The 24,458-nt window shown below is 74.7% G+C and carries 26 protein-coding genes; 16 read left to right on the top strand and 10 right to left on the bottom strand.

Going from position 1 to position 24,458, the window contains the following annotated elements:
- Positions 1 to 36 precede the first annotated feature (36 nt).
- Entirely contained in the window at positions 37 to 465 is a 429-nt protein-coding gene (locus VM95_RS13060) for an SsgA family sporulation/cell division regulator (protein ID WP_045695795.1), read from the bottom strand.
- 307 nt (positions 466 to 772) lie between these two features.
- On the opposite strand from VM95_RS13060, the gene VM95_RS13065 reads away from it, so the two are divergent.
- From VM95_RS13065 to VM95_RS13075, 3 genes are all read left to right on the top strand, one after another.
- On the top strand, positions 773 to 2,605 hold the full coding sequence (locus VM95_RS13065) for a DEAD/DEAH box helicase (protein WP_045695797.1): 1,833 nt from the start codon (positions 773 to 775) through the stop codon (positions 2,603 to 2,605).
- A 354-nt stretch (positions 2,606 to 2,959) separates the two neighbouring features.
- Positions 2,960 to 3,610 (top strand): IclR family transcriptional regulator, encoded by a 651-nt coding sequence (locus VM95_RS13070; protein WP_045695800.1) that lies wholly within the window; start codon positions 2,960 to 2,962, stop codon positions 3,608 to 3,610.
- Positions 3,611 to 3,648: 38 nt separating this feature from the next.
- On the top strand, positions 3,649 to 4,455 hold the full coding sequence (locus tag VM95_RS13075; protein WP_244178748.1) for a S16 family serine protease: 807 nt from the start codon (positions 3,649 to 3,651) through the stop codon (positions 4,453 to 4,455).
- Positions 4,456 to 4,468: 13 nt separating this feature from the next.
- On the opposite strand, the gene VM95_RS13080 is transcribed toward VM95_RS13075, so the two are convergent.
- Entirely contained in the window at positions 4,469 to 5,023 is a 555-nt protein-coding gene (locus tag VM95_RS13080; RefSeq protein WP_244178749.1) for an Lrp/AsnC family transcriptional regulator, read from the bottom strand.
- 201 nt (positions 5,024 to 5,224) lie between these two features.
- Here VM95_RS13080 and VM95_RS13085 point away from each other — a divergent pair, with 201 nt between their 5' ends.
- Positions 5,225 to 5,791, top strand: a complete 567-nt coding sequence (locus VM95_RS13085) for a VOC family protein (protein ID WP_052706331.1) — start codon at positions 5,225 to 5,227, stop codon at positions 5,789 to 5,791.
- Between the two features lie 25 nt (positions 5,792 to 5,816).
- Here VM95_RS13085 and VM95_RS42495 read toward each other — a convergent pair whose 3' ends face one another.
- Positions 5,817 to 6,359 carry a hypothetical protein gene (locus VM95_RS42495; protein WP_045695801.1) on the bottom strand — a complete coding sequence of 181 codons (543 nt, stop codon included), beginning with the start codon at positions 6,357 to 6,359 and terminating at the stop codon, positions 5,817 to 5,819.
- Between the two features lie 143 nt (positions 6,360 to 6,502).
- Between VM95_RS42495 and VM95_RS13095 the strand changes: the two genes are divergently transcribed.
- The 3 genes from VM95_RS13095 (at position 6,503) to VM95_RS13105 (ending at position 10,315) form a co-directional block, all read left to right on the top strand.
- Positions 6,503 to 7,213, top strand: coding sequence for a response regulator transcription factor (locus tag VM95_RS13095; protein ID WP_078859836.1), 711 nt, complete (start codon positions 6,503 to 6,505; stop codon positions 7,211 to 7,213).
- A 17-nt stretch (positions 7,214 to 7,230) separates the two neighbouring features.
- The gene (locus tag VM95_RS13100) at positions 7,231 to 8,655 is read left to right on the top strand and encodes a sensor histidine kinase (protein WP_045695913.1); all 1,425 of its coding nucleotides are present in this window, start codon (positions 7,231 to 7,233) and stop codon (positions 8,653 to 8,655) included.
- A 256-nt stretch (positions 8,656 to 8,911) separates the two neighbouring features.
- A complete protein-coding gene (locus tag VM95_RS13105; protein WP_078859837.1) occupies positions 8,912 to 10,315 on the top strand; it encodes a glycosyltransferase 87 family protein in 1,404 nt (467 codons plus the stop codon).
- A 117-nt stretch (positions 10,316 to 10,432) separates the two neighbouring features.
- Here VM95_RS13105 and VM95_RS13110 read toward each other — a convergent pair whose 3' ends face one another.
- Positions 10,433 to 10,849, bottom strand: a complete 417-nt coding sequence (locus VM95_RS13110) for an SsgA family sporulation/cell division regulator (RefSeq protein ID WP_045695806.1) — start codon at positions 10,847 to 10,849, stop codon at positions 10,433 to 10,435.
- Between the two features lie 468 nt (positions 10,850 to 11,317).
- Here VM95_RS13110 and VM95_RS43685 point away from each other — a divergent pair, with 468 nt between their 5' ends.
- The gene (locus VM95_RS43685; RefSeq protein ID WP_208615443.1) at positions 11,318 to 12,802 is read left to right on the top strand and encodes an RDD family protein; all 1,485 of its coding nucleotides are present in this window, start codon (positions 11,318 to 11,320) and stop codon (positions 12,800 to 12,802) included.
- 87 nt (positions 12,803 to 12,889) lie between these two features.
- Positions 12,890 to 13,612, top strand: coding sequence for an RDD family protein (locus tag VM95_RS13125; protein ID WP_045695810.1), 723 nt, complete (start codon positions 12,890 to 12,892; stop codon positions 13,610 to 13,612).
- A gap of 55 nt (positions 13,613 to 13,667) precedes the next feature.
- On the opposite strand, the gene VM95_RS13130 is transcribed toward VM95_RS13125, so the two are convergent.
- Positions 13,668 to 13,916 carry a hypothetical protein gene (locus VM95_RS13130; protein ID WP_045695812.1) on the bottom strand — a complete coding sequence of 83 codons (249 nt, stop codon included), beginning with the start codon at positions 13,914 to 13,916 and terminating at the stop codon, positions 13,668 to 13,670.
- A gap of 205 nt (positions 13,917 to 14,121) precedes the next feature.
- On the opposite strand from VM95_RS13130, the gene VM95_RS13135 reads away from it, so the two are divergent.
- The 4 genes from VM95_RS13135 (at position 14,122) to mycP (ending at position 18,098) form a co-directional block, all read left to right on the top strand.
- On the top strand, positions 14,122 to 14,838 hold the full coding sequence (locus tag VM95_RS13135) for an endonuclease V (RefSeq protein WP_045695814.1): 717 nt from the start codon (positions 14,122 to 14,124) through the stop codon (positions 14,836 to 14,838).
- A 96-nt stretch (positions 14,839 to 14,934) separates the two neighbouring features.
- On the top strand, positions 14,935 to 15,378 hold the full coding sequence (locus VM95_RS13140; protein ID WP_045695816.1) for a hypothetical protein: 444 nt from the start codon (positions 14,935 to 14,937) through the stop codon (positions 15,376 to 15,378).
- Positions 15,379 to 15,460: 82 nt separating this feature from the next.
- Entirely contained in the window at positions 15,461 to 16,744 is a 1,284-nt protein-coding gene (locus VM95_RS42515; RefSeq protein ID WP_425265302.1) for a WXG100 family type VII secretion target, read from the top strand.
- 85 nt (positions 16,745 to 16,829) lie between these two features.
- On the top strand, positions 16,830 to 18,098 hold the full coding sequence (gene mycP, locus VM95_RS13150; RefSeq protein WP_052707340.1) for a type VII secretion-associated serine protease mycosin: 1,269 nt from the start codon (positions 16,830 to 16,832) through the stop codon (positions 18,096 to 18,098).
- Here the strand turns inward: mycP and VM95_RS13155 are convergent.
- Together VM95_RS13155 and VM95_RS13160 are read right to left on the bottom strand one after the other, a co-directional pair.
- Complete coding sequence (locus VM95_RS13155; protein WP_045695824.1) at positions 18,092 to 18,655, bottom strand: GNAT family N-acetyltransferase; 564 nt, start codon at positions 18,653 to 18,655, stop codon at positions 18,092 to 18,094. The two genes, mycP and VM95_RS13155, sit on opposite strands and share 7 nt — an antisense overlap.
- A gap of 69 nt (positions 18,656 to 18,724) precedes the next feature.
- On the bottom strand, positions 18,725 to 19,387 hold the full coding sequence (locus VM95_RS13160; protein ID WP_045695826.1) for an NAD(P)-dependent oxidoreductase: 663 nt from the start codon (positions 19,385 to 19,387) through the stop codon (positions 18,725 to 18,727).
- A 165-nt stretch (positions 19,388 to 19,552) separates the two neighbouring features.
- On the opposite strand from VM95_RS13160, the gene VM95_RS13165 reads away from it, so the two are divergent.
- Positions 19,553 to 19,933, top strand: coding sequence for a winged helix-turn-helix transcriptional regulator (locus tag VM95_RS13165; RefSeq protein ID WP_045695829.1), 381 nt, complete (start codon positions 19,553 to 19,555; stop codon positions 19,931 to 19,933).
- A gap of 88 nt (positions 19,934 to 20,021) precedes the next feature.
- Complete coding sequence (locus VM95_RS13170) at positions 20,022 to 20,600, top strand: DinB family protein (protein WP_045695833.1); 579 nt, start codon at positions 20,022 to 20,024, stop codon at positions 20,598 to 20,600.
- Between the two features lie 21 nt (positions 20,601 to 20,621).
- Here VM95_RS13170 and VM95_RS13175 read toward each other — a convergent pair whose 3' ends face one another.
- Together VM95_RS13175 and VM95_RS43690 are read right to left on the bottom strand one after the other, a co-directional pair.
- Positions 20,622 to 21,068: a hypothetical protein gene (locus VM95_RS13175; RefSeq protein ID WP_045695836.1), complete on the bottom strand. Its 447-nt coding sequence runs from the start codon at positions 21,066 to 21,068 to the stop codon at positions 20,622 to 20,624.
- 834 nt (positions 21,069 to 21,902) lie between these two features.
- The gene (locus VM95_RS43690) at positions 21,903 to 22,445 is read right to left on the bottom strand and encodes a hypothetical protein (protein ID WP_045695838.1); all 543 of its coding nucleotides are present in this window, start codon (positions 22,443 to 22,445) and stop codon (positions 21,903 to 21,905) included.
- A gap of 256 nt (positions 22,446 to 22,701) precedes the next feature.
- Between VM95_RS43690 and VM95_RS13185 the strand changes: the two genes are divergently transcribed.
- On the top strand, positions 22,702 to 23,706 hold the full coding sequence (locus tag VM95_RS13185) for a hypothetical protein (protein ID WP_052707341.1): 1,005 nt from the start codon (positions 22,702 to 22,704) through the stop codon (positions 23,704 to 23,706).
- Between the two features lie 83 nt (positions 23,707 to 23,789).
- Here VM95_RS13185 and VM95_RS13190 read toward each other — a convergent pair whose 3' ends face one another.
- On the bottom strand, positions 23,790 to 24,380 hold the full coding sequence (locus VM95_RS13190) for an isochorismatase family protein (RefSeq protein ID WP_045695840.1): 591 nt from the start codon (positions 24,378 to 24,380) through the stop codon (positions 23,790 to 23,792).
- Positions 24,381 to 24,458: the final 78 nt, after the last annotated feature.

The raw sequence follows: 24,458 nt of genomic DNA on the forward strand, positions 1-24,458 counted from the left end.
GGGAGCCCGGGGGAGCTCCCGGACGCCGTACCGCCGTCAGCCGAGAAGTTCGGCGAGCGCGCGGTCGGCGTCCAGGTGCAGGTGCTCCTCGCCCTCGGGGACGAGCAGCCGGCTGCGCCACAGGAAGCGCCGCAGGTCGGCGGTGTCGAACCGGACCAGCGCGGTGCCCTCCGGGGCCCGCAGCTCGACCAGGGTGCGGCGGCCGACCACGGGCCGGACGTGGACGTCGCCGGCCCCGGACGGCAGCTCCAGCCCGGCCGAGAGCAGCTGGCGGCCGAACACCCAGACGATGTCGTCGCCGCTCGGGCCCTCGGCGGAGTCGTCCAGCGAGAACTCGGCGGGGAAGGCCATCCGGACGGCCAGCGGGTCCTCGGCGAGGTAGGTCAGGACCACCCGCAGGCGGGCGGAGCGGTGCGGCGACAGGATCAGCCGGGCCTGGACGGTCTCTTCGGCGGAGGTGTGCACAGGGCGGTCCCTTCGGTTCTGGGCGAGGCCGCGACAGCAGGGAGGGTCGGGGCGGACTCACCCTGGTGAGAGTCCTGGGGATTACCGCGATTACCCGGTTCCGGGGCCGATTCACTGTGATCCGCGTCACATCGGTTTCCGGCCGCCGGCCCCGGCGCGGGCGCTCGGCTGGAGGCCCGAACGGCGCCGGGCCGGTAGGCTGGGCGGGTTGTCCGATCGCCGCCCGACCGCGGGACGGGGCTGAAAAACCGCCTCTGACCTGCGATGATCCCCCTCGGAGCCCGTGAGTACCGCCGCCGCTTCCTCGATGCCGCTGTTCTCCGACGCGCCGCCGGCGCAGGAGTCCGTCCGGGCCGCCGGCCACGCCGCGCCCACCGCCTCGCACCACCTCTCGCCGGCCTTCCCCGGCCGCGCCCCCTGGGGTACCGCCGGCAAGCTGCGGGCCTGGCAGCAGGGTGCGCTGGACAAGTACATCGAGACCCAGCCGCGCGACTTCCTCGCCGTCGCCACCCCGGGCGCCGGGAAGACCACCTTCGCGCTCACCCTCGCCTCGTACCTGCTGCACAACCACCTGGTGCAGCAGGTGACGGTCGTCGCGCCGACCGAGCACCTGAAGAAGCAGTGGGCCGAGGCCGCCGCGCGGATAGGCATCAAGCTCGACCCGGCGTACTCCTCCGGGCCGCTGTCCCGCGAGTACCACGGCATCGTCGTCACCTACGCGGGCGTCGGGGTCAACCCGATGCTGCACCGCAACCGGACCGAGGCCCGCAAGACCCTCGTGATCATGGACGAGATCCACCACGCCGGTGACTCCAAGTCCTGGGGCGAGGCCTGCTTCGAGGCCTTCGAGCCGGCCACCCGCCGGCTGGCGCTGACCGGGACGCCGTTCCGCTCGGACACCAACCCGATCCCGTTCGTGGCGTACGACGCGGGCAGCGACGGCATCCGCAAGTCCGTCGCCGACTACACCTACGGCTACGGGCACGCGCTCGCCGACCACGTCGTCCGCCCGGTGATCTTCCTCAGCTACAGCGGCAACATGCGCTGGCGCACCAAGTCCGGCGACGAGCTGGAGGCCAGGCTCGGCGAGCCGATGACCAAGGACCTGATCGCCCAGGCCTGGCGCACCGCGCTCTCCCCGCAGGGCGAGTGGATCCCGTCCGTGCTGCAGGCCGCCGACCGGCGGCTGACCGAGGTCCGCAAGGCCATCCCGGACGCCGGCGGGCTGGTGATCGCCACCGACCAGAACGTGGCCCGCGCGTACGCCAAGATGCTGCGCGAGATCAGCGGCGAGAAGGTCACCCTGGTGCTCTCCGACGAGGCCGAGGCCTCGAAGCGGATCTCCGACTACGCGGCCGGCACCTCCCGCTGGATGGTCGCCGTCCGCATGGTGTCCGAGGGCGTCGACGTGCCCCGGCTGTGCGTCGGCGTGTACGCCACCTCGATCTCCACCCCGCTGTTCTTCGCCCAGGCCGTGGGCCGCTTCGTGCGCGCCCGCAAGCGCGGCGAGACCGCCTCGGTGTTCCTGCCCACCATCCCGATGCTGCTCGGCTTCGCCAACGAGATGGAGGTCCAGCGCGACCACGTGCTGGACCGGCCGAAGAAGGAGGGCGAGGGCCTCTTCGACGAGGAGGACCGGCTGCTCGCCGAGGCCGAGCGGGCCAACGACGGGCCGGACGGCGCCGGCGGCGACGAGTTCTCCTACGAGGCGCTGGGCTCCGAGGCGGTCTTCGACCGGGTCCTGTACAACGCCATGGAGTTCGGCATGCAGGCCCACCCGGGCAGCGAGGAGGAGGAGGACTACCTCGGCATCCCGGGCCTGCTGGAACCCGACCAGGTGCAGATGCTGCTGCAGAAGCGCCAGCACCGGCAGATCCAGCGCAGCAAGACCAAGCCCGCCGAGGAGGCCGACCTGCTGGAGCTGCCCGCCGAGCAGCGGCCGGTCGTCACCCACCAGGAGCTGCGCGAACTGCGCAAGGAGCTGAACGCGCTGGTCGCCGCCTGGCACCACCGCACCAACCAGCCGCACGGCACCGTCCACAACGAGCTGCGCCGCCAGTGCGGCGGGCCGCTCACCGCGCAGGCCACCGCCAACCAGCTGAAGGCGCGGATCGCCAAGATCCGGGAGTGGGCGAAGTAACGGTCCGGCAGCCGTCCGGCAGCGGTCCGGCAGCCTTCCGACCGACACACCGGGGCAGGACTCTCTGCCCCGGTGTGTCCGGTTTTCGGACCGATGGCCGACCCGGGCGCCGATCGGCCGGGTGATCTGCGGGGGTTCGTCCGGATTCCGCGGCGACGTTGGTGACGATCACGCCCGAATTTTGGACAAGCACTTCCGCCGCGACATTTCCTTCACTACCTTTCCCCCACGCTCTCCCGCCGGGCGCCGAGGACGACACCCGCGCGGCCCCAGCGCACCCACCCGCCTGAGCGCGACACCGAACCCTCGGCCCGGCGCCGCACGCCCGCGAGCGCCGCGGAAAGGACTGCCGTCGTGACTGCCGAGACCTCCCAGACCCTGGACCGTGGCGTCCGGGTGCTCAAGCTCCTCGCCGACTCCGAGCGCGGACTGACCGTCACCGAGCTGGCCGCCCGGTTGGCCGTCAACCGCACCGTCGTCTACCGGCTGCTCGCCACCCTCGAACAGCACGGCCTCGTCCGCCGGGACATCGGCGGCCGCGCCCGGGTCGGCCTCGGCGTGCTGCGGCTCGCCCACCGGGTGCACCCGCTGCTGCGCGAGGCCGCGCTGCCCGCCCTGCGCAGCCTCGCCGAGGACCTCGGCGCCACCGCCCACCTCACCCTGGTGGACGGCAACGAGGCGCTGGCCGTCGCCGTCGTCGAACCGAGCTGGACCGACTTCCACGTCGCCTACCGCACCGGCCTGCGCCACCCGCTCGCCGAGAGCGCCGCCGGCCGGGCGATCCTGGAGGCCCGCGGCTTCCCCAGCCAGCGCCGCCCCGAACAGGGCTTCGTCATCACCCGCGCGGAGGAGCAGTCCGGGGCCAGCGGTGCCGCCGCCGCGCTGGTCGGGCTGAGCGGCATCGAGGGCAGCGTCGGCGTGGTGATGCTGAACGGGATGGTGCCCGAGCGGGTCGGGCCCCGGGTCGTGGAGGCGGCCACCGAGGTGGCCGACGCCCTGCGGTAGGGCCGGTACCCGGCTCCGGGTGTGTTTGGATTCCTTCTGTGTCCGACACCAAGTTGACCCAGGCACTGACCTCCCCGCGGACCCGCACGCTCGCGCTGAGCGGAGTGCTGGTCACCGCGCTGTTCGGCGTGGCGGCCTTCGTCCCGCTGCCGTACACCGTCACCTGGCCGGGGCTGACCGCGGACACCCTGGGCGCGTACCAGGACCGACCGGTGATCACCATCACCGGGGCGCCGCTGCGCACCACCGAGGGCGAGCTGCGGATGGTCACCATCTCGGCCACCAACCCGGGCGAGCGGACCACCTTCTGGCGGGCGCTGCGGGCCTGGTTCGACCCGGACGAGGCCGTGCGGCCCACCGAGACGGTCTACCCGCAGGGCAACCCCGCCAAGGCCGAGGAGGAGACGGCCAAGCAGATGACCGAGTCGCAGGACAGCGCGACCGCGGCCGCGCTGAACCACCTCCACCTCTCGCCGGACCAGGTGAAGGTCAAGGTCGACCTCGGGGACGTGGGCGGCCCGAGCGCCGGCCAGATGCTGGCGCTCGGCATCGTCGACAAGCTGGCCGGCGACGGCAAGGGCGGCGACCTCACCGGCGGCCTGAAGATCGCGGGCACCGGCACCATCGACAGGAACGGCACGATCGGCCCGGTCGGCGGCGTCCCGCTGAAGACCCAGGCGGCCGCCCGGGACGGCGCGACGGTGTTCCTGCTGCCCAAGGACGAGTGCACGGACGCCAAGGTCAACACGCCGAAGGGCCTGCGGCTGGTGCCGGTCGGCACGCTCGACGATTCGATCGCGGCGCTGGAGGCGCTGCGCACCGGCGGCGCCGTCCCCGGCTGCTGACCCCACCGGACGGCTATTCGGCGGCGGCCTGGTCCACCAGCGGCAGGATCCGGTACGGCACCGGGTTCTCCAGCGCGATCGCGGTGGACGAGCGGACGATCCCCTCGAAGCCCACCACCCGGTCGATCACCCGCTGCAGATCGGCGTTCGAGCGGGCCACGATCCGCACCATCATGTCCCCGGCCCCGGTGATGGTGTGCAGCTCCAGCACCTCCGGCACGCCCGCCAGGTGCTCCCGGACCACCGCGCCCTGGCCCTGGGAGATCTCCAGGGTGGCGAAGGCCGTCACCGGGTAGCCGAGGGCGGCCGGGTCCACCTCCGGGCCGAAGCCGCCGATCACCCCCTTGGTCTGCAGCCGGTCCAGCCGGGCCTGCACGGTGCCCCGGGCGACCTGTAGCCGGCGCGAGCACTCCAGCACGCCGATCCGGGGCTCCTCGGCGAGCAGCCGGATCAGCCGGCCGTCCAGGGCGTCGATCGCGTCGTTCCCGCCCGCCGGAACGGGAGAAGGCCCTTGCGGGGCGGGGGAGTTGGGTGAGCCCGGCGGGCTCGGGGAGTGGGCGGGGGGCATCGCGGCTCCGTCCTCCGATGGGCATTCTGTACAGCGGCGCGGCCGATTCTCCCGCCCGGACGCACAGCTTGACCAGGATGAAACGGAACAGTTGCGCGCAGGTCGCCCCGGCGCCACCCTCCAGCCACGACCCCGTGCCCGGGCCCCACCCCGGCATGCGGGGCCGCCAGCTGTGGTCGGTACGCCAACCGGGAGGCCGTCATGACCGACACCGCCGCCGAACCCGCCCTGGGCGCCGCGGGCGCCGGCCCGGGCCACGCCGTGGGCCCCGCACCGGCCCCGGGGGAGCCCGACCTGCTGCCGGTGGGCCGGGCCGACGCGGTGGTCTTCGCGGTCGGGGACGCCGAGCGGGCGGCCCGCCGCTACTGCGCCGCGCTCGGCCTGCGCCCCGCCGCGTACGCCGGGCCCGAGACCGGCGAGCCGGAGACCGTCTCGTACGTGCTGGCCGCGCCCGGCACCCGGATCGTGCTCACCTCGCTGGTGCAGGTGATCGGCCCGCGCGGCCGGGAGCTGGCCGCGCACCTGGCCCGGCACGGGGACGGCGTCCTGGACCTCGCGGTGGGCGTGCCGGACGTCCACTACGCGTACGACTACGCCGTCGACCGGGGCGCGCTGTCGCTGGCCGAGCCGTACGAGACGCGGGACCGGTTCGGCACGGTGCTGCTGGCCACCATCGGGGTGCCCGGCGGGACCAGGCACACGCTGGTCGACCGGTCCGGGTACGCCGGGCCGTACCTGCCGGGGTACGTGCCCTTCCAGGGCTGGTGACGGCCGCGGGGCCCGGCTGCGCCGCTCAGCGGATCGCGGTCTCCACCGTCGGCGCGTGGCCGTTCCAGGCCACGAACACCGAGTTGGCCTTGTCGTCCTTGGTGAAGTCCACCCGCAGCCAGCCCTCGCCGTTCCACACCTGCATCTGCCAGCCCGGGTCCGGGGTGGCCGAGACCAGCGAGGCCCTGTCCGGGCGGAGGTCCAGCGCGACCCGGCCGCCGGGGATCGGGTAGCTCTTCACCGTGGGCGTCGCGGTGGCGGTGGGTGTCGGCCGGCGGGTCGGCGGCGGGGCCGTCGGCGGGGCGCTCGGCGCCGGGGTGCGGGAGGCCGGGGCGGACGGGGCGGCCGCCGAGGACGAGGCCTCGGGCTGGTCGGCCGGCCGTGCCCGGTCGGGGGTGGCGGTCGCGGCGCGCGGGACGACGGTGGCCTTCGGCGAGGGCAGCGGCAGCGCCGTGGGCTGCTCGAACGCGGCGCCGGCCAGCACCGCGTGCACGCCGAGCCAGGACAGCGCCACCGCCGCCCCGGTGGCCGCCGCCCAGGCGCCGAGTTGTACCAGTCCGTTCCGCATCGTGCGCACATCCTGCCGCATCCCCGGACCCGGGCCGACCGTTACCCCCGTATTAATCAGGGGAGTTGAACAATGCCGGGACGGGCCCGAGGTCCGACCCGAGGTACAGACCACTGACCGCCGATGGCGTACCGTGCAGGGCCATGGCAACAGTGCTCGTGGTCGAGGACGACCCCTTCGTCCGCTCCGCCCTCATCCGCCACCTGACCGACACCGGCCACGCCGTGCGCAGCGTGGGCACCGCCCTGGAAGCGCTGCGGGAGGTCGCCCAGGTGGGCTGTGACCTGGTGATCCTGGACCTGGGCCTGCCCGACCTGGACGGCAGCGAGGCGCTGAAGATGATCCGGGGCCTGACCGACGTGCCGGTGATCATCTGCACCGCGCGGGACGACGAGGCCGAGATCGTCCGGCTGCTCAACGACGGCGCCGACGACTACCTGGTGAAACCTTTCTCCGGGGAGCACCTGAGCGCCCGGATGGCCGCCGTGCTGCGCCGGCTCGGCAGCGCCGCCGCCCCCGTCAGCCAGGTGCTGCAGGTCGGCGGGCTCGCCATCGACCCGCAGCGCCGCGAGGCCGTCCTGGACGGCCGACCGCTCGACCTCACCCGCCGCGAGTTCGACCTGCTCGCCTTCCTCGCCCGGCGCCCCGGCGTGGTCGTCCCGCGCAAGGAGATCCTCGCCGAGGTCTGGCAGCAGACCTACGGCGGCGACCAGACCATCGACGTCCACCTGTCCTGGCTGCGCCGCAAGCTCGGCGAGACCGCCTCCAACCCCCGCTACCTGCACACCGTGCGGGGCGTCGGGGTCCGGCTGGAGGCCGTCGACGGCCCCGGCCCCGGGGAGCGGCGGGCGTGAGGAGGTTCAGGCGCTCGCTGCGCTGGGCGCTGGTCAAGGCGGCGGTGGCCGGGACGACCATGGTCGCGCTGGCCTTCCTCATCCCGCTCGGCCTGATGGTCCAGCAGACCGCCCGGGACCGGGCCTTCACCGCCGCCGAGCGCCAGGCCGGCGCGCTCGGCCCGGCGCTGGCCATCACCACCGACCAGGAGGCCATCGACCGCGCCGTGGCCAGCACCGACGCGGGCGGGCAGGGCCGGATGGCCGTCCACCTGCCGGTGCCGGCCGGGCCGGCCGTGCTGCCGGGGCCGTCCGCGGGGGCCGGCCCGGGCGGCCCGACGATCGGCGTGGCCCGGGCGGACGACGCCGAGGTCGTCACCGCGGGCGTGCAGGGACGTTCCTTCACCGTCGCGGTGCCCGGCGGCTACGCGCTGCTGCAGCCCGTCGCGGTGGACGCCGGGCGCACGGCCGTGGTCGAGGTGTTCGTCGCCGAGAGCGACCTCACCCGGGGCGTCGCCACCGCCTGGCTGGTGCTCTCCGCCGTCGCGCTCGGACTGGTCGCCATCTCGGTGCTGGTCGCCGACCGGATGGGCACCCGGATCGTCGCCTCCGCCCGCCGGCTCGCCGCCGCCGCCCGCGCGCTCGGCGCCGGGGACCTCGCGGTGCGCGTCCCGCTGGACGGCCGGCAGGCCGCCGACAGCCCCGAGGAACTGCGCGAGGCCGCCCACGCGTTCAACACCATGGCCGACCGGGTCGTCCAACTGCTCGCCGCCGAGCGCGAGTTGGCGGCCGACCTGTCGCACCGGCTGCGCACCCCGCTGACCGTGCTGCGGCTCAACGCCGCCTCGCTCGGCGACGGCGACGCGGCCGACGCCACCCGGCACGCCGTCGCCCAACTGGAGCGCGAGGTCGACCAGATCATCCGCTCCGCCCGCCGCGACCCCGAGGACGCGCCCGCCGTCGCGGTCGGCTGCGACGCCGCCGAGGTGATCCGCGAACGGGTCGGCTTCTGGTCCGCGCTCGCCGAGGACGAGGGCCGGCGCTGGCAACTGGCCGGCGCCGAACGGGCGGTGCCCGTGCCCGTCCAGCGCGGCGACCTGGCCGCCGCCGTCGACGCGCTGCTCGGCAACGTGTTCCGGCACACCGCGGTCGGCACCGCCTTCTCGGTCGACGTCCTGGCCACCGACACCTCGGTGATCGTGCTGGTCGGCGACGCCGGACCGGGCTTCAACGACCCGGCCGCCGCCCTCCGGCGCGGCGAGGGGGACGGCGGCGAGGGCTCCACCGGGCTCGGCCTGGACATCGTCCGCAAGCTCGCCGAGGCCACCGGCGGGGACCTCGCGCTCGGCCGCTCCGCCGTGCTCGGCGGCGCCGAGATCCGGCTGCGGCTGCGCACCCGCCCGGACGGGGCGCCGGTGCGGGGCGGGCGGCGGCGGAGCCGGGGCGTGCTCTTCCCGAGGTGAACGTGCGGAAGGAGGGGTCTTCCTCAACCGCGGCCTAAGGGAGTCGTATCGCCGGCTCAGCCCGCCGGTCCGGCCCGTCCGGCGCCGCTAGCCTCGGTCGCGCCCCCCTGACAGCCCCGGCCACCCGTGCTCCCACCGCAGCCGAGCACGGGCGGCCGGGGCGCCATCGTCACCGTACGTAGTCGAACGTGCCCGGGCCCGCCGCGGCGCCATCCGGTATCGTCGCTGGTTGGCCGAGCGGCGGACGGAGTGAGCGGTGACAGCGGTGCAAGACGAGCGCAGCCAGGTGCGGACCGCACCCGACCCCTCGCCCGCCCCCCGCTCCGACCGGCTGCGACACGCGCTCGGCGCCCCCGTGCGCGCGCTGCGCGAGGCCCCGCGCCGCCCGCTGCTGGCCGCCTCGGCGGTGGCGCTGCTGTCCCTGCTGGTGTACGCGGTGGTCCGTCACTTCGTCCACACCTCGATGGTGGACATGATCGTCTACCGTGCCGAGGGCGCCGCCGTCGCGAACGGCACCGACCTGTACGCGCTGCGCGTCACCGAGTGGAACCTGCCCGCGACGTACCCGCCGTTCGCGGCCATGCTGTTCGTCCCGACCACCTGGTTCCCCGTCCCCGTCCTCCGGGTGGCGATCACTCTCGGCAACCTCGGGCTGCTCGCGCTGCTCACCCACCTGTCGTTCAAGCTGGTCGGCTGGCCGCGCCGCGAGCTGCGGCCGATCGGCGTGGTGCTGGTCACCGGCCTCGGCGTCTGGCTCGAGCCCGTCTTCACCACGCTCCGGTACGGCCAGATCAACCTCGCGCTCGCCTGCCTGATCCTCTGGGACCTCACCCGCCCGGACGGCCGCCGCAGCAAGGGCGTGGCGATCGGCATCGCGGCCGGCATCAAGCTCACCCCCGGGCTGTTCGCCGTCTACCTGCTGGTCACCGGCCGCGTCCGGGCCGCGTTCGTCGCCGCCGGGACCTTCCTCGGCACCTTCCTGCTCGGCGCGCTCGTCCTGCCCGACGCCACCTGGGGCTTCTGGACCAAGTACCTCTACGACTCCTCCCGGGTCGGCAAGACCGAGATCGTCGACAACCAGTCGCTGCGCGGCGCCTTCGCCCGGCTGCTGCACACCGCCGAGCCCGGCACCCTCGCCACCCTCGGCGCCGGGCTGGTCGCGCTGGCCGGCCTCGGCGTCGCCGCCTGGGCCGTGCGCAGTGCCCGCTGGCTGCCCCGCGCCGAGGCCTGGGGCGTCTGCTGCGCGGCCGTCACCGCCGTGCTCATCTCCCCGATCAGCTGGACCCACCACTGGGTCTGGTGCGTGCCGGTCCTCGTCCTGCTCGCCGCCGAGGCCTCCGCCGAGCACGCCCGCCCGGCCGCCGTGCGCCGACCGCGCTGGCGGGTCGCGTTCTGGGCCACCCTGGTCGCCTTCCTGTCCTTCGCCATGTGGGCCGCCAAGCCGCTCGGCCCGGCCGTGCTCCACATGTCACCGCTGCGCCAGCTGCCGACCTCGGTCTATCCGTGGGTCGGGCTCTGCTTCCTGCTCGCCGCCGCGATCCGGATAAGGGCCCGCCGCCGCTCCGCCGGCGCCCCGCTCGTCCGGCTCCCCGGCCAGCGCGGCGGCGACGGCGGCCCGGACGCCGCCCGCGGTCGTCAGCAGGCCCCCGCGGCCCGCTGAGCCGGCGGCGCCGCGCCCGTCGTCGGTGGCCCGCCCGGGCCGCGTCCGCTCGCCCGCGTCCTGGGCCAGGGCCTGCTGCTGCGTGTGCACGTACCAGTGCACGCTGCGGCGCACGGCCTAGGCGAGCAGCTCGGCGAGCGAGCCGTCCATGTCGAGCGTGGACATCTCGCTGCCCGGCGGGACCAGCCGGTGCGCCCGCTCCAGCCAGGCCGCCACGGCCGGCAGCGGCGCCTCCAGCAGCGCGTCCCCGGCCGGGGAGCTGAGCGCGAGGCACAGTACGCTGCGCCGGCCCGAGCGGGTCGGCCAGATCCGCACGTCGCCCTGGCCGCACGGGCGGAAGGTGCCCTCGACCAGCAGCTCGCGGGCGAACACCCAGGTCACCGGGTTGCCGGTGTCCAGGTGGAAGGTGACGTACACCGCGTACGGGTCGTGGCTGCCGTACGACAGCCGGGCCGGGACGGGGACGCTGTGCTCCGGGGAGAGCACCAGGTTCAGCTCCAGCTCGTGCTCCACGACGCTGACGGGACGTTCCATGACCGTCTTCCTCTCTGCTCCGCGGCCTCCGGCCGCCGCTCCGCGACGTTCGGCCGTCGCTCGGCGGCCTTCGGTCGTGCCCGCTTCCGGGCCCTGTGACCTTTGAGAGGGCGGTCGACGCGGGCTCTTACACGCGTTTCCCGAATTTCTTCGGGAAGTTCGGCGGGAGGTGGTGAACAGCCGGACGCGGGGCGCGCGGACGGCCGTCGCGCGCCGGGGTTCGCGGGCCGCCCATACCCCGTACGGCCCCCGGCTGTCCGCGGATTCGCCAAGCTTCCGCCGCCGCCCCGGCGAGGTACTACCCTTTGTGACTGCCCGGCGACTGTCCGCCCACCGATGGCGCCCCCACGCGCGCCGTGCGCCGGGCGCACGCGGGCGCGCATGCCGCCCCCCGCCCACGCTCGCGGCCGCCCGGCCGCACCGGTCACCCCCCGGCCCCCGCCGGGACCTGGCAGGAAGAAGACCCCCATGACGGACCGCCCCATCGCCGCAGACGGCGACCCGGCCGTCGCACCCGAGCCGGGGTACTACCCGGACCCGTCCATCCCCGGCTTCGTCCGGTACTGGGGCGGCTCGGCCTGGGTGCCCGGCACCAGCCGCCTCGCACCCGCCGAGGGCGAGGTGCTGCAGCCGCCCCGCTTCGCCACCCGGCGGCCCGCGCCGGGCGGGGTCGCGGCGGGGGCGCGGGCGGTGCCGCCGCCGGTGGTGCCGGTGGAGGCGGCGGCGCGTTCTGCGCAGGCGGAGCCGGTGGTGCAGCCGGAGCTCGTGGCGCACGCGGTGTCCTCTGAGCCCTCGGCGACCTTGGCGCCCTCGGTGACCTCGCCGGAGGCGGGGGCGGGGGCGGGGGCCGGGGACACCGGGCCGGTCTACCTCGACCAGACCACGGGCGGGGCGTCCTTCGTCCTCGGGCCGCGGGTGGCGGAGGTGATCGGCGGGCCGGTGTTCCGGACGGTCGACGCGCCGGGAGCGGGGCTCGCGGAGGGAGCGGTCGGAGTGGCCGGGGCGGTCGGGGCGGTCGGGGCCGTGGGGGCGGGTCCGGCGTCGGAGACCTCCGGCTGGCAGGCCGATCCGCGGACGCAGCGCGGGCTCCTGGAGACCGGCGGTGCGCCGCGCTGGGTCTCGTGGGGGGTGCTTCCGGGGGCGCCCGAGGCGGAGGAGGGGCGCGCGGAGGGCGAGCGTGCTGCGGTTGCCGTGGAGGTGGCCGCGGCCGTCGCGCCGGCCATGGCGGTGGCGGTGCGGGAGGTGGCGGCGCCGGTCGTGGAGCGCGTCGAGCCCGTCACCGCGGTGGAGCCGGTGGAGTCGGTTGCTTCCGTCGAGTCCGTCGGGTCACTCGGGCGCGTTGAGGCCGGCCCGCCCGCCTCCGCGCCCGGACGGACGGCCGCCACCGCCGTGCTGCCCGCCGCCCGGTCGGCCCGGGACGGCGCCGTCCGCCGCCGCCCCGCCCTGCAGGTGCCGGCCGGGCTCGGGCGTCGACTGGCCGCGCGCGTCGTCGACACCCTCGTCCTGCTGGCCGTCGCCGCGGCCGCCGGCATCCCGCTCGGCCGCTCGGTGTCCGACCACCTCCAGCAGAAGTTCGACCAGGCCAAGATGGCCAGCGCCCTCACCCACCGCCAGGTCCAGGTCTGGCTGGTGGACGGCGTCGTGGTGGGGAAGGCCGCCGTGCTGCTCGGCATCCTGCTGTTCGTCGGGCTGCTCTACGAGGTGCTGCCGACCGCCCGTACCGGCCAGACCTTCGGCAAGCGGCTGGTCCGCATCCGGGTGGTGGACGCGGCCCGCGGCGACCGGGCCCCCGCCGGCCGCACCCGGCTGAGCCTCGGCCGCTCGCTGCTGCGCTGGGTCGTCAGACAGCTCGGCGTGGTGCTGCTGCTCGGCCTGGTCTGGCCGGTGCTGGACCGCCCGGCCCGGCGCGGCTGGCAGGACCGGGCCGCCCGGACCCGGGTGGTGCGCGGCTGAGGGCACCAGTCGGCCGGCCGTCCGGTCATCCGGCAAAACGGACTTAATGTCGCGAAGTGTGTGAATGCGCGATGTTCTACTCGGGGGATGAGCACCTACGACCCCTCGAACCCTGAGCCGGAGAAGGGCGGCAAGCCCTCCTTCGACAAGCAGCCCCCGCAGCCGGGCGACGGCCCGTACGACACCCCGTCCGACGCACCGTCCGGCGCTCCGTCGGGCGGGGAAGCGGACCGCCCCGGCGCGTACGGCGGCACCTACGGCGGGCCCCCGCCCGGGGCGTACGGCCAGGACGGACACCAGAGCGGGCAGAACCCGTACGACCAGCCCCCGCCCGGCTACGGCCCCGCCGGGTACGGGACGCCCGGCGCCGGCCCCGTCCCCGGGATGCCGGCGATCGGCGCCTGGCCCCGGCGCATCCTCGCCCGCCTGATCGACTACCTGCTCATGCAGGCCATCGGCGTGGCCGTCGTCGCGCCCTTCGTCGACCTCGGCACCCGCAACGGCGAGGCGAGCGCGTTCTGGCTCGCCGCGCTCATCTACCTCGTCTACGAGGCCCTGATGCTCAGCCGGGACGGCCAGACCCTCGGCAAGAAGGCGGTGAAGATCCGCGCCGCCATGCTGATCGACGGCAACCCGCCCACCCAGTCCGCCGCCTGGACCCGCGCCGCCGTCTACATCCTGCCCGCCGTGCTCTGCTGCGCCGGGCTCTGGTGGATCGTCGACGGAGTGTTCGGCGTCTTCGACAAGCCCTACCGGCAGTGCATCCACGACAAGGCCGCGAAGACCGTGGTGGTCACCACGGAGATCTGACAGTCAGGCAGGTGGTCGAGCCTTCGAGCCCGGCGGCGTCCCGACGCTGTCGGGTTCAGGGCTGTCGGGCGTGGGCGCGACCGGTCGTCGGGGAGAAGTGCTCGGCCCGGCGCGCCGCTGCGGACCGCCGGTCCGAGGCGGGCTGCGACAGCAGCGTCACCGCGGTGCCGAGCGCCAGCGCGAACCCCACCAGCACCGCGACCGCCAGGACGCCCGTGGCGCCCGAGACGGCCAGCAGCGCCACCGTGGCGGCGACGACGGTGAACGAGCCGAGGCAGAGCTGGCCGGCGGACGGACGCGGCATGGCTGAGGTCCTTCGCACGTCGGGGTCGGGCGGGAGCGGTACCGACTCCAGGGAGCCTGTCCGGCACGGGAGTTCGACGGTTCCAGGGTAGGCCCGCGGGCCGGGGGCACACGGGGGCGCACGGGCTCACCGCGGGGTCGTCCGCCCGCCTCGGTACGGTGGGGACCTTTCGTGTCCGTCGATCCGCGAACCGGGGGAATCGTCCGTGCCCATCCCAGCCGACTGGCCCACCACCGAGACCGAGGCACTCGCCGAGCAGGAACGGCTCCGGCCGCTCGTCCTCGCCCGGGACGACGAGGACGAGGACGGCCGTCCGGCCCCCGGCCGGCTGATCGCGGGCGTCGACGTCGCCTACGACGACGAGCACGACCTCGTCGCGGCCGCCGCCGTCCTGCTCGACCGGGACACCCTCGACGTCGTGGAACAGGCCACCGCGGTCGGCCGGATCGCCTTCCCCTACATCCCCGGACTCCTCGCCTTCCGCGAACTCCCCGCCGTCCTCGACGCCCTGGCCGCACTCAGCCGCACTCCCGACACCGTCGTCTGCGACGGCTACGGCCTCGCCCACCCCCGCCGCCTCGGCCTCGCCAGCCACCTCGGCGTCCACACCGGGCTGCGCACCCTCGGCGTCGCCAAGACCCCCTTCGTCTTCGAGAACCGCGAGCCCGGCGCCGAACGCGGCTCCTGGACCCCGCTCACCGACCCCGCCACCGGCGAGGAGGTCGGCCGCGCCGTCCGGACCAGGCCCGGCGTCAAGCCCGTCTACGTCTCGGTCGGCCACCGCATCGGCCTCGACACCGCCGTTCGCACCACCCTCGACCTCGCCCGCCGCTACCGCCTCCCCGAGACCACCCGGCACGCCGACTCGCTCTGCCGCCGCGCCCTCGCCGACGCCCTGCGGACCGGGACGAACACGAACTGACCCTGGCCCAGGCCGAATTCGGCCCCGGTGTGTTAGACATGTCGCACCGGGGCGGCCCCCGGCACGGACGGACGGACGCACGGGGGAGGCGCCGAAGTGTCAACGGGAACCGGCTCGACCGGCGGAGCCGGCCAGGGCTACCGCGTCGAGGTCGAACAGCTCCGCACCTTCGCCGGCCACGTCCGGGTCATGCTCCGCACCTTCCAGAACGACGCGAACGGCACCACCACCCACGGGCGCACCGCGGTCGGCAAGAGCGCCTTCGGGACCTTCGCCGAGGCCACCGAACTGCACGAGCGGTACCAGAGCATGCGGGACGCGCTGCGCGACATCCTCAACGCGCTGGAGAAGGCCGTCGACGACGCCCAGCGCAACGCCGAACTCACCGCCACCGGCTACGAGGAGCACGAGAACCACACCGCCAAGAGCCTCAAGCTCGCCGGTGACGGCTGGTCCGCCGCCAACTCCAGCGCGGCGGCGGAAGCCGCCTACCGGACCAACCTCCACCCGACCGCCAGCCGCAACACGACCGTCAGCTGACCGCTCACCCGCACCGAACGGAGGGCAGGCGCCCGTGGGCTACACCAACTTCCACGACTTCAGCCACGCCGACCTGCGCAAGATGGCCCAAGCCCTCGACCCCGGAGCGGTCATGGCGGCCGGTGACCCCTGGCACAAGGCCGCCGCGACCCTCAAGGACATCCGCCAGCGCCTGAACCGCTTCAGCGGGGAGGCGATCGAGAGCTGGGACGGCGCCACCAGCGACGCCTTCCACACCCACATGCTCGACCTGGCCACCAAGCTCAACACCGCCGCCGCCTACGCGCAGGACGCGGGGAACGCGCTGCACGACATGTCCGAGGCGATGGCCAAGGCCAAGCGCGACATGCCCGAGGAGCCGGGCTGGTGGGACCAGCGGAAGGACGACGTGGGAGGGGTCTTCTCCGATGACGACCACATTCGTCTCGTCGACCGGAAGAAGGCCGAGGCGGCCGCGATCATGCAGACGCTCGCGATGCACTACCGGGTGTCGACGACGGCCCTGAAGGTGCCGCCGCCGCTGTCGACGTGGAAGCAGGATTCCCGGGACCCGGCGGCACAGCCGGACCCCGGCGGAGCCGCGGCTGCGGCGGCCGCGGTCGTCTCGAGCACCTCGGTCGGCATGCCGGCGCGGACGGTGAGCAGCCCGGAGCCGCGGCGGTCGAAGTCCCCCCTGCCGCCGAAGGCGACGACCGTCACGGCCAAGAGCACATCGGTCCCAACGGACTCCGGTATCAAGGGAGGCACGGCGCAGGCTCTGCCGAAGCCGTCCGGCTCGGGGAGCCGGGTTCCGGCGGCCGGCATCTCCGGCACTCCGGTGTCGACTCCCACCGGGAGTGTGCCCAGCCCCGCCACCGCTGGGACCCAGACCTCCGTGCTGAGCACCACGCAGACCGTGGCTCCCGGCACCGGGCCGTTCGGCGGCGGCGGGCAGGAGGTTCGGCCCACGATGCCCACGACGGCCACGCCGGGTGGCGTGCCGCCGGTAGAGGGCCCCGGGCTACGTGACGGTCGAGCTGCCGGCGGCGGTACGGGCACCGGGGGCGGTGGCCGCGGCGCGGCTGCCGCCAAGCCGGGAGGCGGGCCGCTGGGACGGCCGGGCGGTGTCGTGGGCGAGACGGTACTGCCCGGGCCCGGCGAGCGACGGGGCAAGCAGGCGTTCACGGAGGGCGGTTCCGGGCTCGGCGCCCGGAACCGAGCGTCCGGCGTCGGCGGCACGGGCGGGATGCCGCACGGCGTGCCGATGAGCGACGGACAGCGCCGCCGGAAGGGGACGGGGAAGGACGGCAAGCGGCCGGACTACCTCGTCGAGGACGAGGAGACCTGGGCGTCGGACGAGCCCGTCAATCCGAACGTGGTGAAATGAGGCCGTCCGTCAACGGACGGTGACCGGACCGCATCCCGCAGATCGACGATCTGTGGGATGCCTCGCTGAGTGGGGTGAACCAGGTTTGACGCGCCGCCGGTTGGCACGAGGGACGGCGGCCCTGGCCGCCGGGGCGCTGCTGTGGGGCGTCGCGGCGCCGGGGGCGTCGGCCGACCAGATCAGGGACCAGCAGTGGGCCCTGAAGACCTTCGAGGCCGAGACGAAGGTCTGGCCGGTCAGTCAGGGCGAGGGCGTGGTCGTCGCCGTGATCGACAGCGGTGTGAGCCCGGATCATCAGGACCTCACCGGGCAGGTACTGCCTGGGGCGGACTTCTCAGGTGCCGGGACAGACGGCCGGGTGGACAAGGACGGTCACGGAACCGCGATGGCGAGCCTGATCGCCGGGCACGGGCACGGATCGCAGGCCGGCGTGATGGGGCTCGCCCCCAAGGCGAAGATCCTCCCGGTGAAGGTGAAGGGAACGGGTGACAACCCCGACCCCCTGGACAGTGACATCGCCAACGCGATCCGGTTCGCGGTGGATCACGGCGCCAAGATCATCAACATGTCCCTCGGCGGGCCCTACCGGTACAACAGGGAGCTGCGCAAGGCCATCGCCTACGCGGTGTCGAAGGACGCCGTGATGGTTGCCAGCAGCGGTAACGAGAGCGCGTCGCTCGTCGCGTACCCGGCGGCTTTCCCGGGAGTGGTGGCCGTGGGCGCGGTCGACTCCACGGGCAAGGTCTGGGAACGCTCCAACTCGGGGCCGGAGACCACACTCGTCGCACCCGGGGCAGAGATCTATCACGCCACTGCTAAATCCCCGACGAGCTACGGGGTGGCGGACGGCACGTCCGACTCCACCGCGTACGTCTCCGCGACCGCTGCCCTGATCCGCTCCAAATTCCCGGACCTGTCCGCCGGGCAGGTCATCAACCGGATGATCAAGTCCGCCGCCCGCCCGGCTGACGGGTCGGTGACGCCCAATGACCATGACGGGTACGGGATGCTGTCGCCGGCGAAGGCGCTGGAGGCCGATCCGGCCGTGGACAACGGGCCCCGGGAGAACCCACTGGTGGGGAGGGCGGAGTCGCAGGGGGCACCGGAGGAGTACGACACCCCGACCCCGATGGCTCCGGGGGAGGACGAGAGCAACAGGATCGCCGAGACGGCGGGACAGGCGCTCGGAGTGACGCTGCTGGTGGCGGCGGTCGTGGCGGTGATCGGCGGGATCGTCGTGACCGTGGTGCTGGTGGTGCGGGCGCGGCGGCGGAGGCAGCGACGGGCGGCCGAGGGCGTGCCGTATCCGCCCCACCCCCCGTACGGCGGCCCGGGCCCCGGCCCGCATCAGTGAGCGCGGAGCCACTCCTCCCGTAGCGCGGCCATGTGCAGGACGTCCCAGTAGCGCCCGTCCCAGTGGTGGGCCTGGCGGGCGCGGCCTTCGAGGGTGAAGCCGGCCTTCCGGTAGGCCCGGGCGGCGCGTTCGTTGTACTCGTGGACCTCCAGCTGGACGCGGTGGAGCCGGATCGTCTCGAAGGCGTGCCGCAGCACCAGCAGGGTGGCCTCGGTGCCGATGCCCCGGCCGGTGCTGTCGGGGGTGAGGGCGATCCGGTAGTCCGCGGCGGAGTTGTCGGGGTCGAGGTCGTTGAGGGCGACCTCGCCGAGGAACCGGCCGGTGGCCGGGTCCTCGACGGCGAGGTCGAGGCGGTCGGGCTGTTCGGGGCGGGTGGCGCACCACTGCTGGATCTGTTCGCGGGTGAAGGCCGTCCGGGTGCCGGTGAGCCGGTTGGTCTCCTGGTCGGTGCAGAGCCGGTACATCGGTTCGGTGTGCCGGGCGTCCAGCGGGACGAGGCGGACGGTGGGCCCGTGCAGCACGGGCTTCACGGCGAGCGCGGCGAGGTCGGAGGTCATGCCGGCCAGGATGGCGAGCCGGCATCCCGTTCGTCCACGGTTTTTCGCCCCGTCCGCCGCCCCTCTCTGCTACTCGGCGACGGCGATCTGCTCCCGGTGGTGGGCCGGCGCGGTGAGTTCGTCGACGACGGCGACGGCGAGGTCGGCCTGGGCGATCCGGGGGCCGAGGACCTGTGGCCCGCCGACCCGGTAGCGGCCGGTGCCGGGGTCGGTGCGGTCGAGCTCCATGGGCGGGGTGACGACGACCCAGTCGAGCTCGGCGGGTGCGGCGCGGAGCAGGTCGAGGGCGGTGGCGTGGCCGAGCGAGAAGGCGCGGTGGGCCTCGGGGAACTCGGGGTCGTCGTGGACGGCGGTGCCGGGCGCGGTCTCCAGGGTGGTGGCCACGCCGACGCTCACCAGGCGCGGGACGCCGGCCTGCCGCAGCCCGGCGACGAGGGCGGTGGTGGCGGCGCCGTAGAACTCGGTGGACGGCGTGTCCGGCGTGTAGACGGAGCTGACGGCGGCGGCGTGCCCGCGCGCGCCGACCGCGACGGCCGCCGGGTCGGTGACGTCGCAGCGCAGCAGCCGGACGCCGGGCCCGGCGAGGTCGGCGTGCCGGTCGGGTGCGCGGACGGCGGCGGTGACGGTGAGCCCGCGCCGCCGGGCTTCCGCGACGACGGCCCGGCCGACCTGGCCGCCCGCGCCGTAGACGATGACGTCGGTGTGCTGCTGCTCCTCGGTGGTGCTGCTCATGGCGCTCTCCCGCCCGTTCGTGCGGGGGCGCTGTCGCCCGCCGCTGACGGGACGGTAGGGCAGGGGGTGCCAGTTACTTCAAGGGAACCGGCCTTCAAGGGAACCGGCCTTCAACGGCGGCTATCGTCACCTCGGTCGCGCGCACGCCCGGGGTACGGTCGGGGCATGACGCAGACCGATCCCGCGCCGCTGCCGGCCGATCTCCTCCCCGCCGACTGCCCGGTGCCGTCGGTGCCGGTGCTGGGCAGCCGGAAGTGGGCCTGGCGGATCATCCGCTGCCTGGAGGACGGGCCGCGCCGGTTCTCGGAGCTGCGGGTTCCGCTGGCGGGCATCACCGCCAAGGTGCTGGCGGAGTCGCTGCGCTCGATGGAGCAGGACGGTGTGCTGGTCCGGACGGAGTTCGACGAGAACCCGCCGCGGGTCGAGTACGCGCTGACGCCGCTGGGCCGGACGCTGCTCGGGCCGATGGACGCGATGTGCGCGTGGAGCCGGGAGAACCTGGCGGGCCTGCTGGCGGCCCGGGCGGAGCACGAGCGCGGGCACTGAAGGGGGCGCCGCCCCCTGGCGGTATTTCGGCGCTCGCTGGCGACGGTGCCGCTGGTGGCGGCCCCGGCCCCGCGGCCATGCTGGGCCCATGAACGCTTCTGAGCACGCGGCCGCGTCCGCCGGCCCGGCCGACGAGATCACCCCGGACACCAAGGACTGGACCTGGGTGCTGGAACGCCCCTGCGCCGACTGCGGGTTGGACACCCCGGCCGTGGCGCGGGAGGACGTGGCCGGGATGGTCCGGGCGAACGCCCGCGCCTGGGTCGAGCTGCTGGCGGCCGGTGACGAGGACGGCCTGCGCCGCCGCCCGGCCCCGGGGACCTGGTCGTCGCTGGAGTACGCGTGCCACGTCCGGGACGTCTTCCGGCTGTTCCACCACCGGCTGAACCTGATGCTCGACCAGGACGGCCCGCTGTTTCCGAACTGGGACCAGGACGAGACGGCCGTCGCCGAGCGCTACGGCGAGCAGCGGCCGCGGACGGTGGCCGGGGAGCTGGCGGAGGCCGCGGAGACGCTGGCCGCGGCCTTCGAAGCGGTGGCGGGGGAGCAGTGGCACCGCACCGGCGACCGGTCGGACGGGGCGCGCTTCACCGTGGAGTCCTTCTCCCGCTACCTGATCCACGACCCGGTCCACCACCTCTTCGACGTGACCGGCGAGCGGGTCTGAGGGACGGCCCCGCGGGGGAGGTCACCAGCCGGAGGCCTCGCGCAGCATGGTGCGGCGGAGCCGGCCGGCCACGCTGGCGGTGTCGGTGCCGATCACGTCGGCGATCTCGGGGGCGGCGAGGCCGACCACGTAGTGCAGGATCGCGAGGTCGTCGTCGGCCGGGTGGCGGTCCGGCTCGGGGGGTTCGCGGCGGGTGTGCTCGGCGACGGTGCCGCGCAGGATCTGCCAGGCGAGTGCGGTGGGGTTGGAGCTGCCCAGTAATTCGCGCCAGTGCACGGCGATTTCGGCGAATGCCTGCTGGACGGCGGCAGCCGCGGCGCTGTGCTCGGTCAGCCACACGCGGGCATAGCTGAGGTACCGGGGGCGGTGGAGTTCGCAGAAGGCGGCGAACTCCAGCGGCACGTCCTCCGGTTCGCCCGGGCCGGCCTCGGGGGCCGGCCCGGCGGAACTCGCGTGACGGTTGGTCATCTCGTCTTCTCGGCAACGGAGATGGGTATCTGACGGTCGATCATCTGTGCTCACTCTACGGTAGGCCCTCGGTGCACTGGGTGACCAATCCGATGGAATGCCCGGAACCCGCCGCCGCCCGTCCGGTTCCGGTGGCGGCCGCCGCGGCGCGCCGGCGGTGGTGCGCCGCGGGGGCTGGGGAGCGGTGGCGGGGAGGCGGGGTCGGGGGCCGGTCGGGGGAGGGTCGCGCGGTGGTCCGGAGGGCGTTGGTGCGAGCACGTCGCAGCTGGTCAGAGGGCGTGGAACGGCGGTGCCGCAAGGCGGTTGATGTGCCACCGTAGGGCCTGCCGGGGCCGGCGTCCACGCCCACGGCGCGAAGCGGTGCCCGCGCAACCGCCCGCACAACCGCGCTCGCGCCCGGGGGTGTCGTCATCCGCACCCGGACGGCCCAAGCGGTGGCCGGTCCGTCGACCGTGGCGGCGTGCCCGCCGGCGCCGGGTGGCGGGCCGCCGCGAGCCGGGGGGCGTGCGCGGGGTGGGCGCGCTGCGGATGCGCTGGATCGGGCACTCGCCGCGCGCCGGGGCAGGACGTGGCCGCGGAGGGCGCACGCGCCCTGCTGGCCGCCACCGTGCGCTTCGACCACGACGCGGCGGTCCGGACCCGGAGGGCGGACGCGGTCACGGTCGGCGGGCGGCGGCCGGACGTCGGCGCACCCGAACGCCAGGGGCCCGGGAGGTCGGGATCCCGGGACGCGAGGAGATCGGGAAGTCGAGGTGTCGGGAAGTCGAAGTGTCGGGAAGTCGAGGTGTCCGGATGTCTGGATGTCTGGATGTCCGGATGTCGGGAATGCGGGGCTCAGGACGTCGTGCGCGACTCCGCCGGTGCGGCGGACGACCCGGGCGAGACCGGCGGGGCGAGGTCGTCGACGGCGGTGCCGCGCTCGACCTGGGCGGGGAAGGACTCGACGGCCCGTCGGGCGAGCCGGGCCGCGGCCGAGGCCTCGTCCCCGGACCCGGACCCGGCCCCGGACCCGGTCTCGTCCCCGCCTTCGTGCGCCGACCGCCGCTGCCGGCCGAGCGCCGCCCGGGCGGCGTGCTCCTCCGCCAGCTGTCTCGCCGTCAGGTACGCCTGAACGGCCGCCATGCCGTAGACCGGCTGGATGAGTTGGTGGCCCTTGAAGAAGGGTCTGGCCGGCGCGAACCCGGCGGCGACCACGAGGTCGCGGATCTCCGCTATCTCCGCCTCGCTGCGGGCGGTGAAGCGGACCTCCCAGCCCTTCTTGTACGTATGGCCCTTCTCGCCGCTACGGCGGGCCGGGTCCGGGCGGCGGACGTATCCGGGCAGGCGGCCGAGGCGGAGCTGGGCCGCGCGGAGGCCGGCGGTCTCGTCACGTGACATGACGTAAGCCTAGGCAATCCCCGGGGTGGGATTGGCGTTCGGAGGGTCCCTCGGCGTATGCCTTTGATCACTCTGGGTCAGAGGTCCAGGTTGCTGATCGTTTTCGATCGGGTTCGACAACCTCGTGAACGGCAATTACTCCGAATGGGTGAGGGTATGAGGACTTTAGTGCGGGTCGGTCCCGGTTTAACGACGGTTGCGTAACAGTGCGTCAGGCGGCCGGTCGCGAGCCCGGGCCGTTGGGGATGGTGTCGGCATGAACTACCGGATTCCCTCGCCGCCGCCGTCTCTTGAGGAGCTGGCGAAGCGTCAGCAGAACGTCGTCACCGCGAGCCAGTTGCGCGCCAGGGGCGTGCCGGGCCGGATCGTCACCGAGCACTGCCGCCGCGGCGGCCCCTGGCAGCGGCTGCTGCCCAGGGTCTACCTGCTGCAGTCCGGCGAGCCCACGCCGGAGCAGCGGATGTGGGCCGCGCTGCTGTACGCCGCGCAGAACGGCCGCGAGGAGGGCCGCCGCGAGGGCGCGGTGATCACCGGGGCGGCCGCGCTGGCGCTGTACGGCTTCGCCACCGTGCCCCGGCTGCCCGCGGTGACCGGGGTGGACGTCCTGGTGCCCCGGCAGCGCCGGCTCAAGGACGCCGGCGAGGTGCGGATCCGGCGCACCGGGCGGGAGTTGGAGGCCCGATCGGTGCACGGCCTGGCCTGCGCCCCGGTGGCCCGCGCGGTCGCCGACGCCCTGCTGGAGTGGACGGCGCAGCCGGCCGCCGCCGCGCCGCTGCGCGCGGTGCTGCGGGAGGCCGTGTCTCGCCCGGAAAGCCGCTGCACGGTACGGGAGTTGGTGGCCGAGCTGGCCGAGTGCGGGCTGGCCGACGAGCCCCGGGTGCGCGCCGCGCTCGACGAACTCCTCGCCGCCGAAAGGGACTTCACCATCGCGGAGCTCGGCCGGCTGGTCTCGGGGTGGCCGCTGCCCGCCGCGCTGCGCTCCCCCGAACTGCGGATGCGCGGCGGCACCTACATCGCCGTCCCCGACCTCTACTGGCCGGAGCGCGGCGTCGCGGTCGAGGTGGACTCGGAGCTGCGCTGCGTCAGCGAGGGCGAGGCCGCCTGGGTGCGCGGCGGCCAGCACCGGATGGAGTACCTGGGCATCCGGGTGGTGTACGTGTCCGGCGCCCGGCTGGCCGCGGACCCGGAGGCGGTCGGCGAGGAGCTGCGCGAGGCCTACCGGGCCGGCGGCACGGACGTGGTGGAGCTGCTGGCGATCTGAGGGCCCGAGAGCCCGAGAGCCCAAGAGCCCAGAGCCCGAGCGCCCGAGAGCCCGAGAGCCCGGGCCCACGGGCCCGCGGATCCTCAGGAGCGGACCACCGGGGTGCCGACCAGTTCGACCCCGGCCGCCCGCAGTTCCTCCAGCGCGGCGGCCGTGGTCCCGGGCGCGACCCCGGCGGTGAGGTCGAGCAGCACCCGGGTGGTGAAGCCGGCCCGTGCCGCGTCCAGGGCGGTCGCCCGGACGCAGTGGTCGGTGGCGATGCCGACCACGTCGATCTCGTCGACCTGCCGCTCGCGCAGCCACTCCACCGGGCCGCGGCTGTTCTCGTCCAGGCCCTCGAAGCCGCTGTACGCCGCCGAGTAGGCGCCCTTGTCGAAGACCGCCTCGACCGCGCCGGAGATCACGGAGGGCGCGAAGTTGGGGTGGAAACCGACGCCCTCGGTGCCCGCGACGCAGTGCACGGGCCAGCTGGTGACGTAGTCGGGCTCGGTGGAGAAGTGCTCGCCCGGGTCGATGTGGTGGTCCCGGGTGGCGAGGATGTGGTGGTAGCCGGGGGAGGACTCGGCGATCAGGTCGGTGATGGCGGCCGCCACCTCGGCGCCGCCGGCGACGGCCAGGCTGCCGCCCTCGCAGAAGTCGTTCTGCACGTCGACGACGATCAGTGCCCGGTGCATGGTTCGCGTCCTCGGATGTGGGGGCGGTGTGCCCCGGTGGTGGGGGCCCTCGTGAGGGGACTCCCGGGAACTCTACGG

It is taken from the genome of Streptomyces rubellomurinus (assembly GCF_000961885.1).
In the GTDB taxonomy this organism is placed as follows: Bacteria; Actinomycetota; Actinomycetes; order Streptomycetales; family Streptomycetaceae; genus Kitasatospora; species Kitasatospora rubellomurina.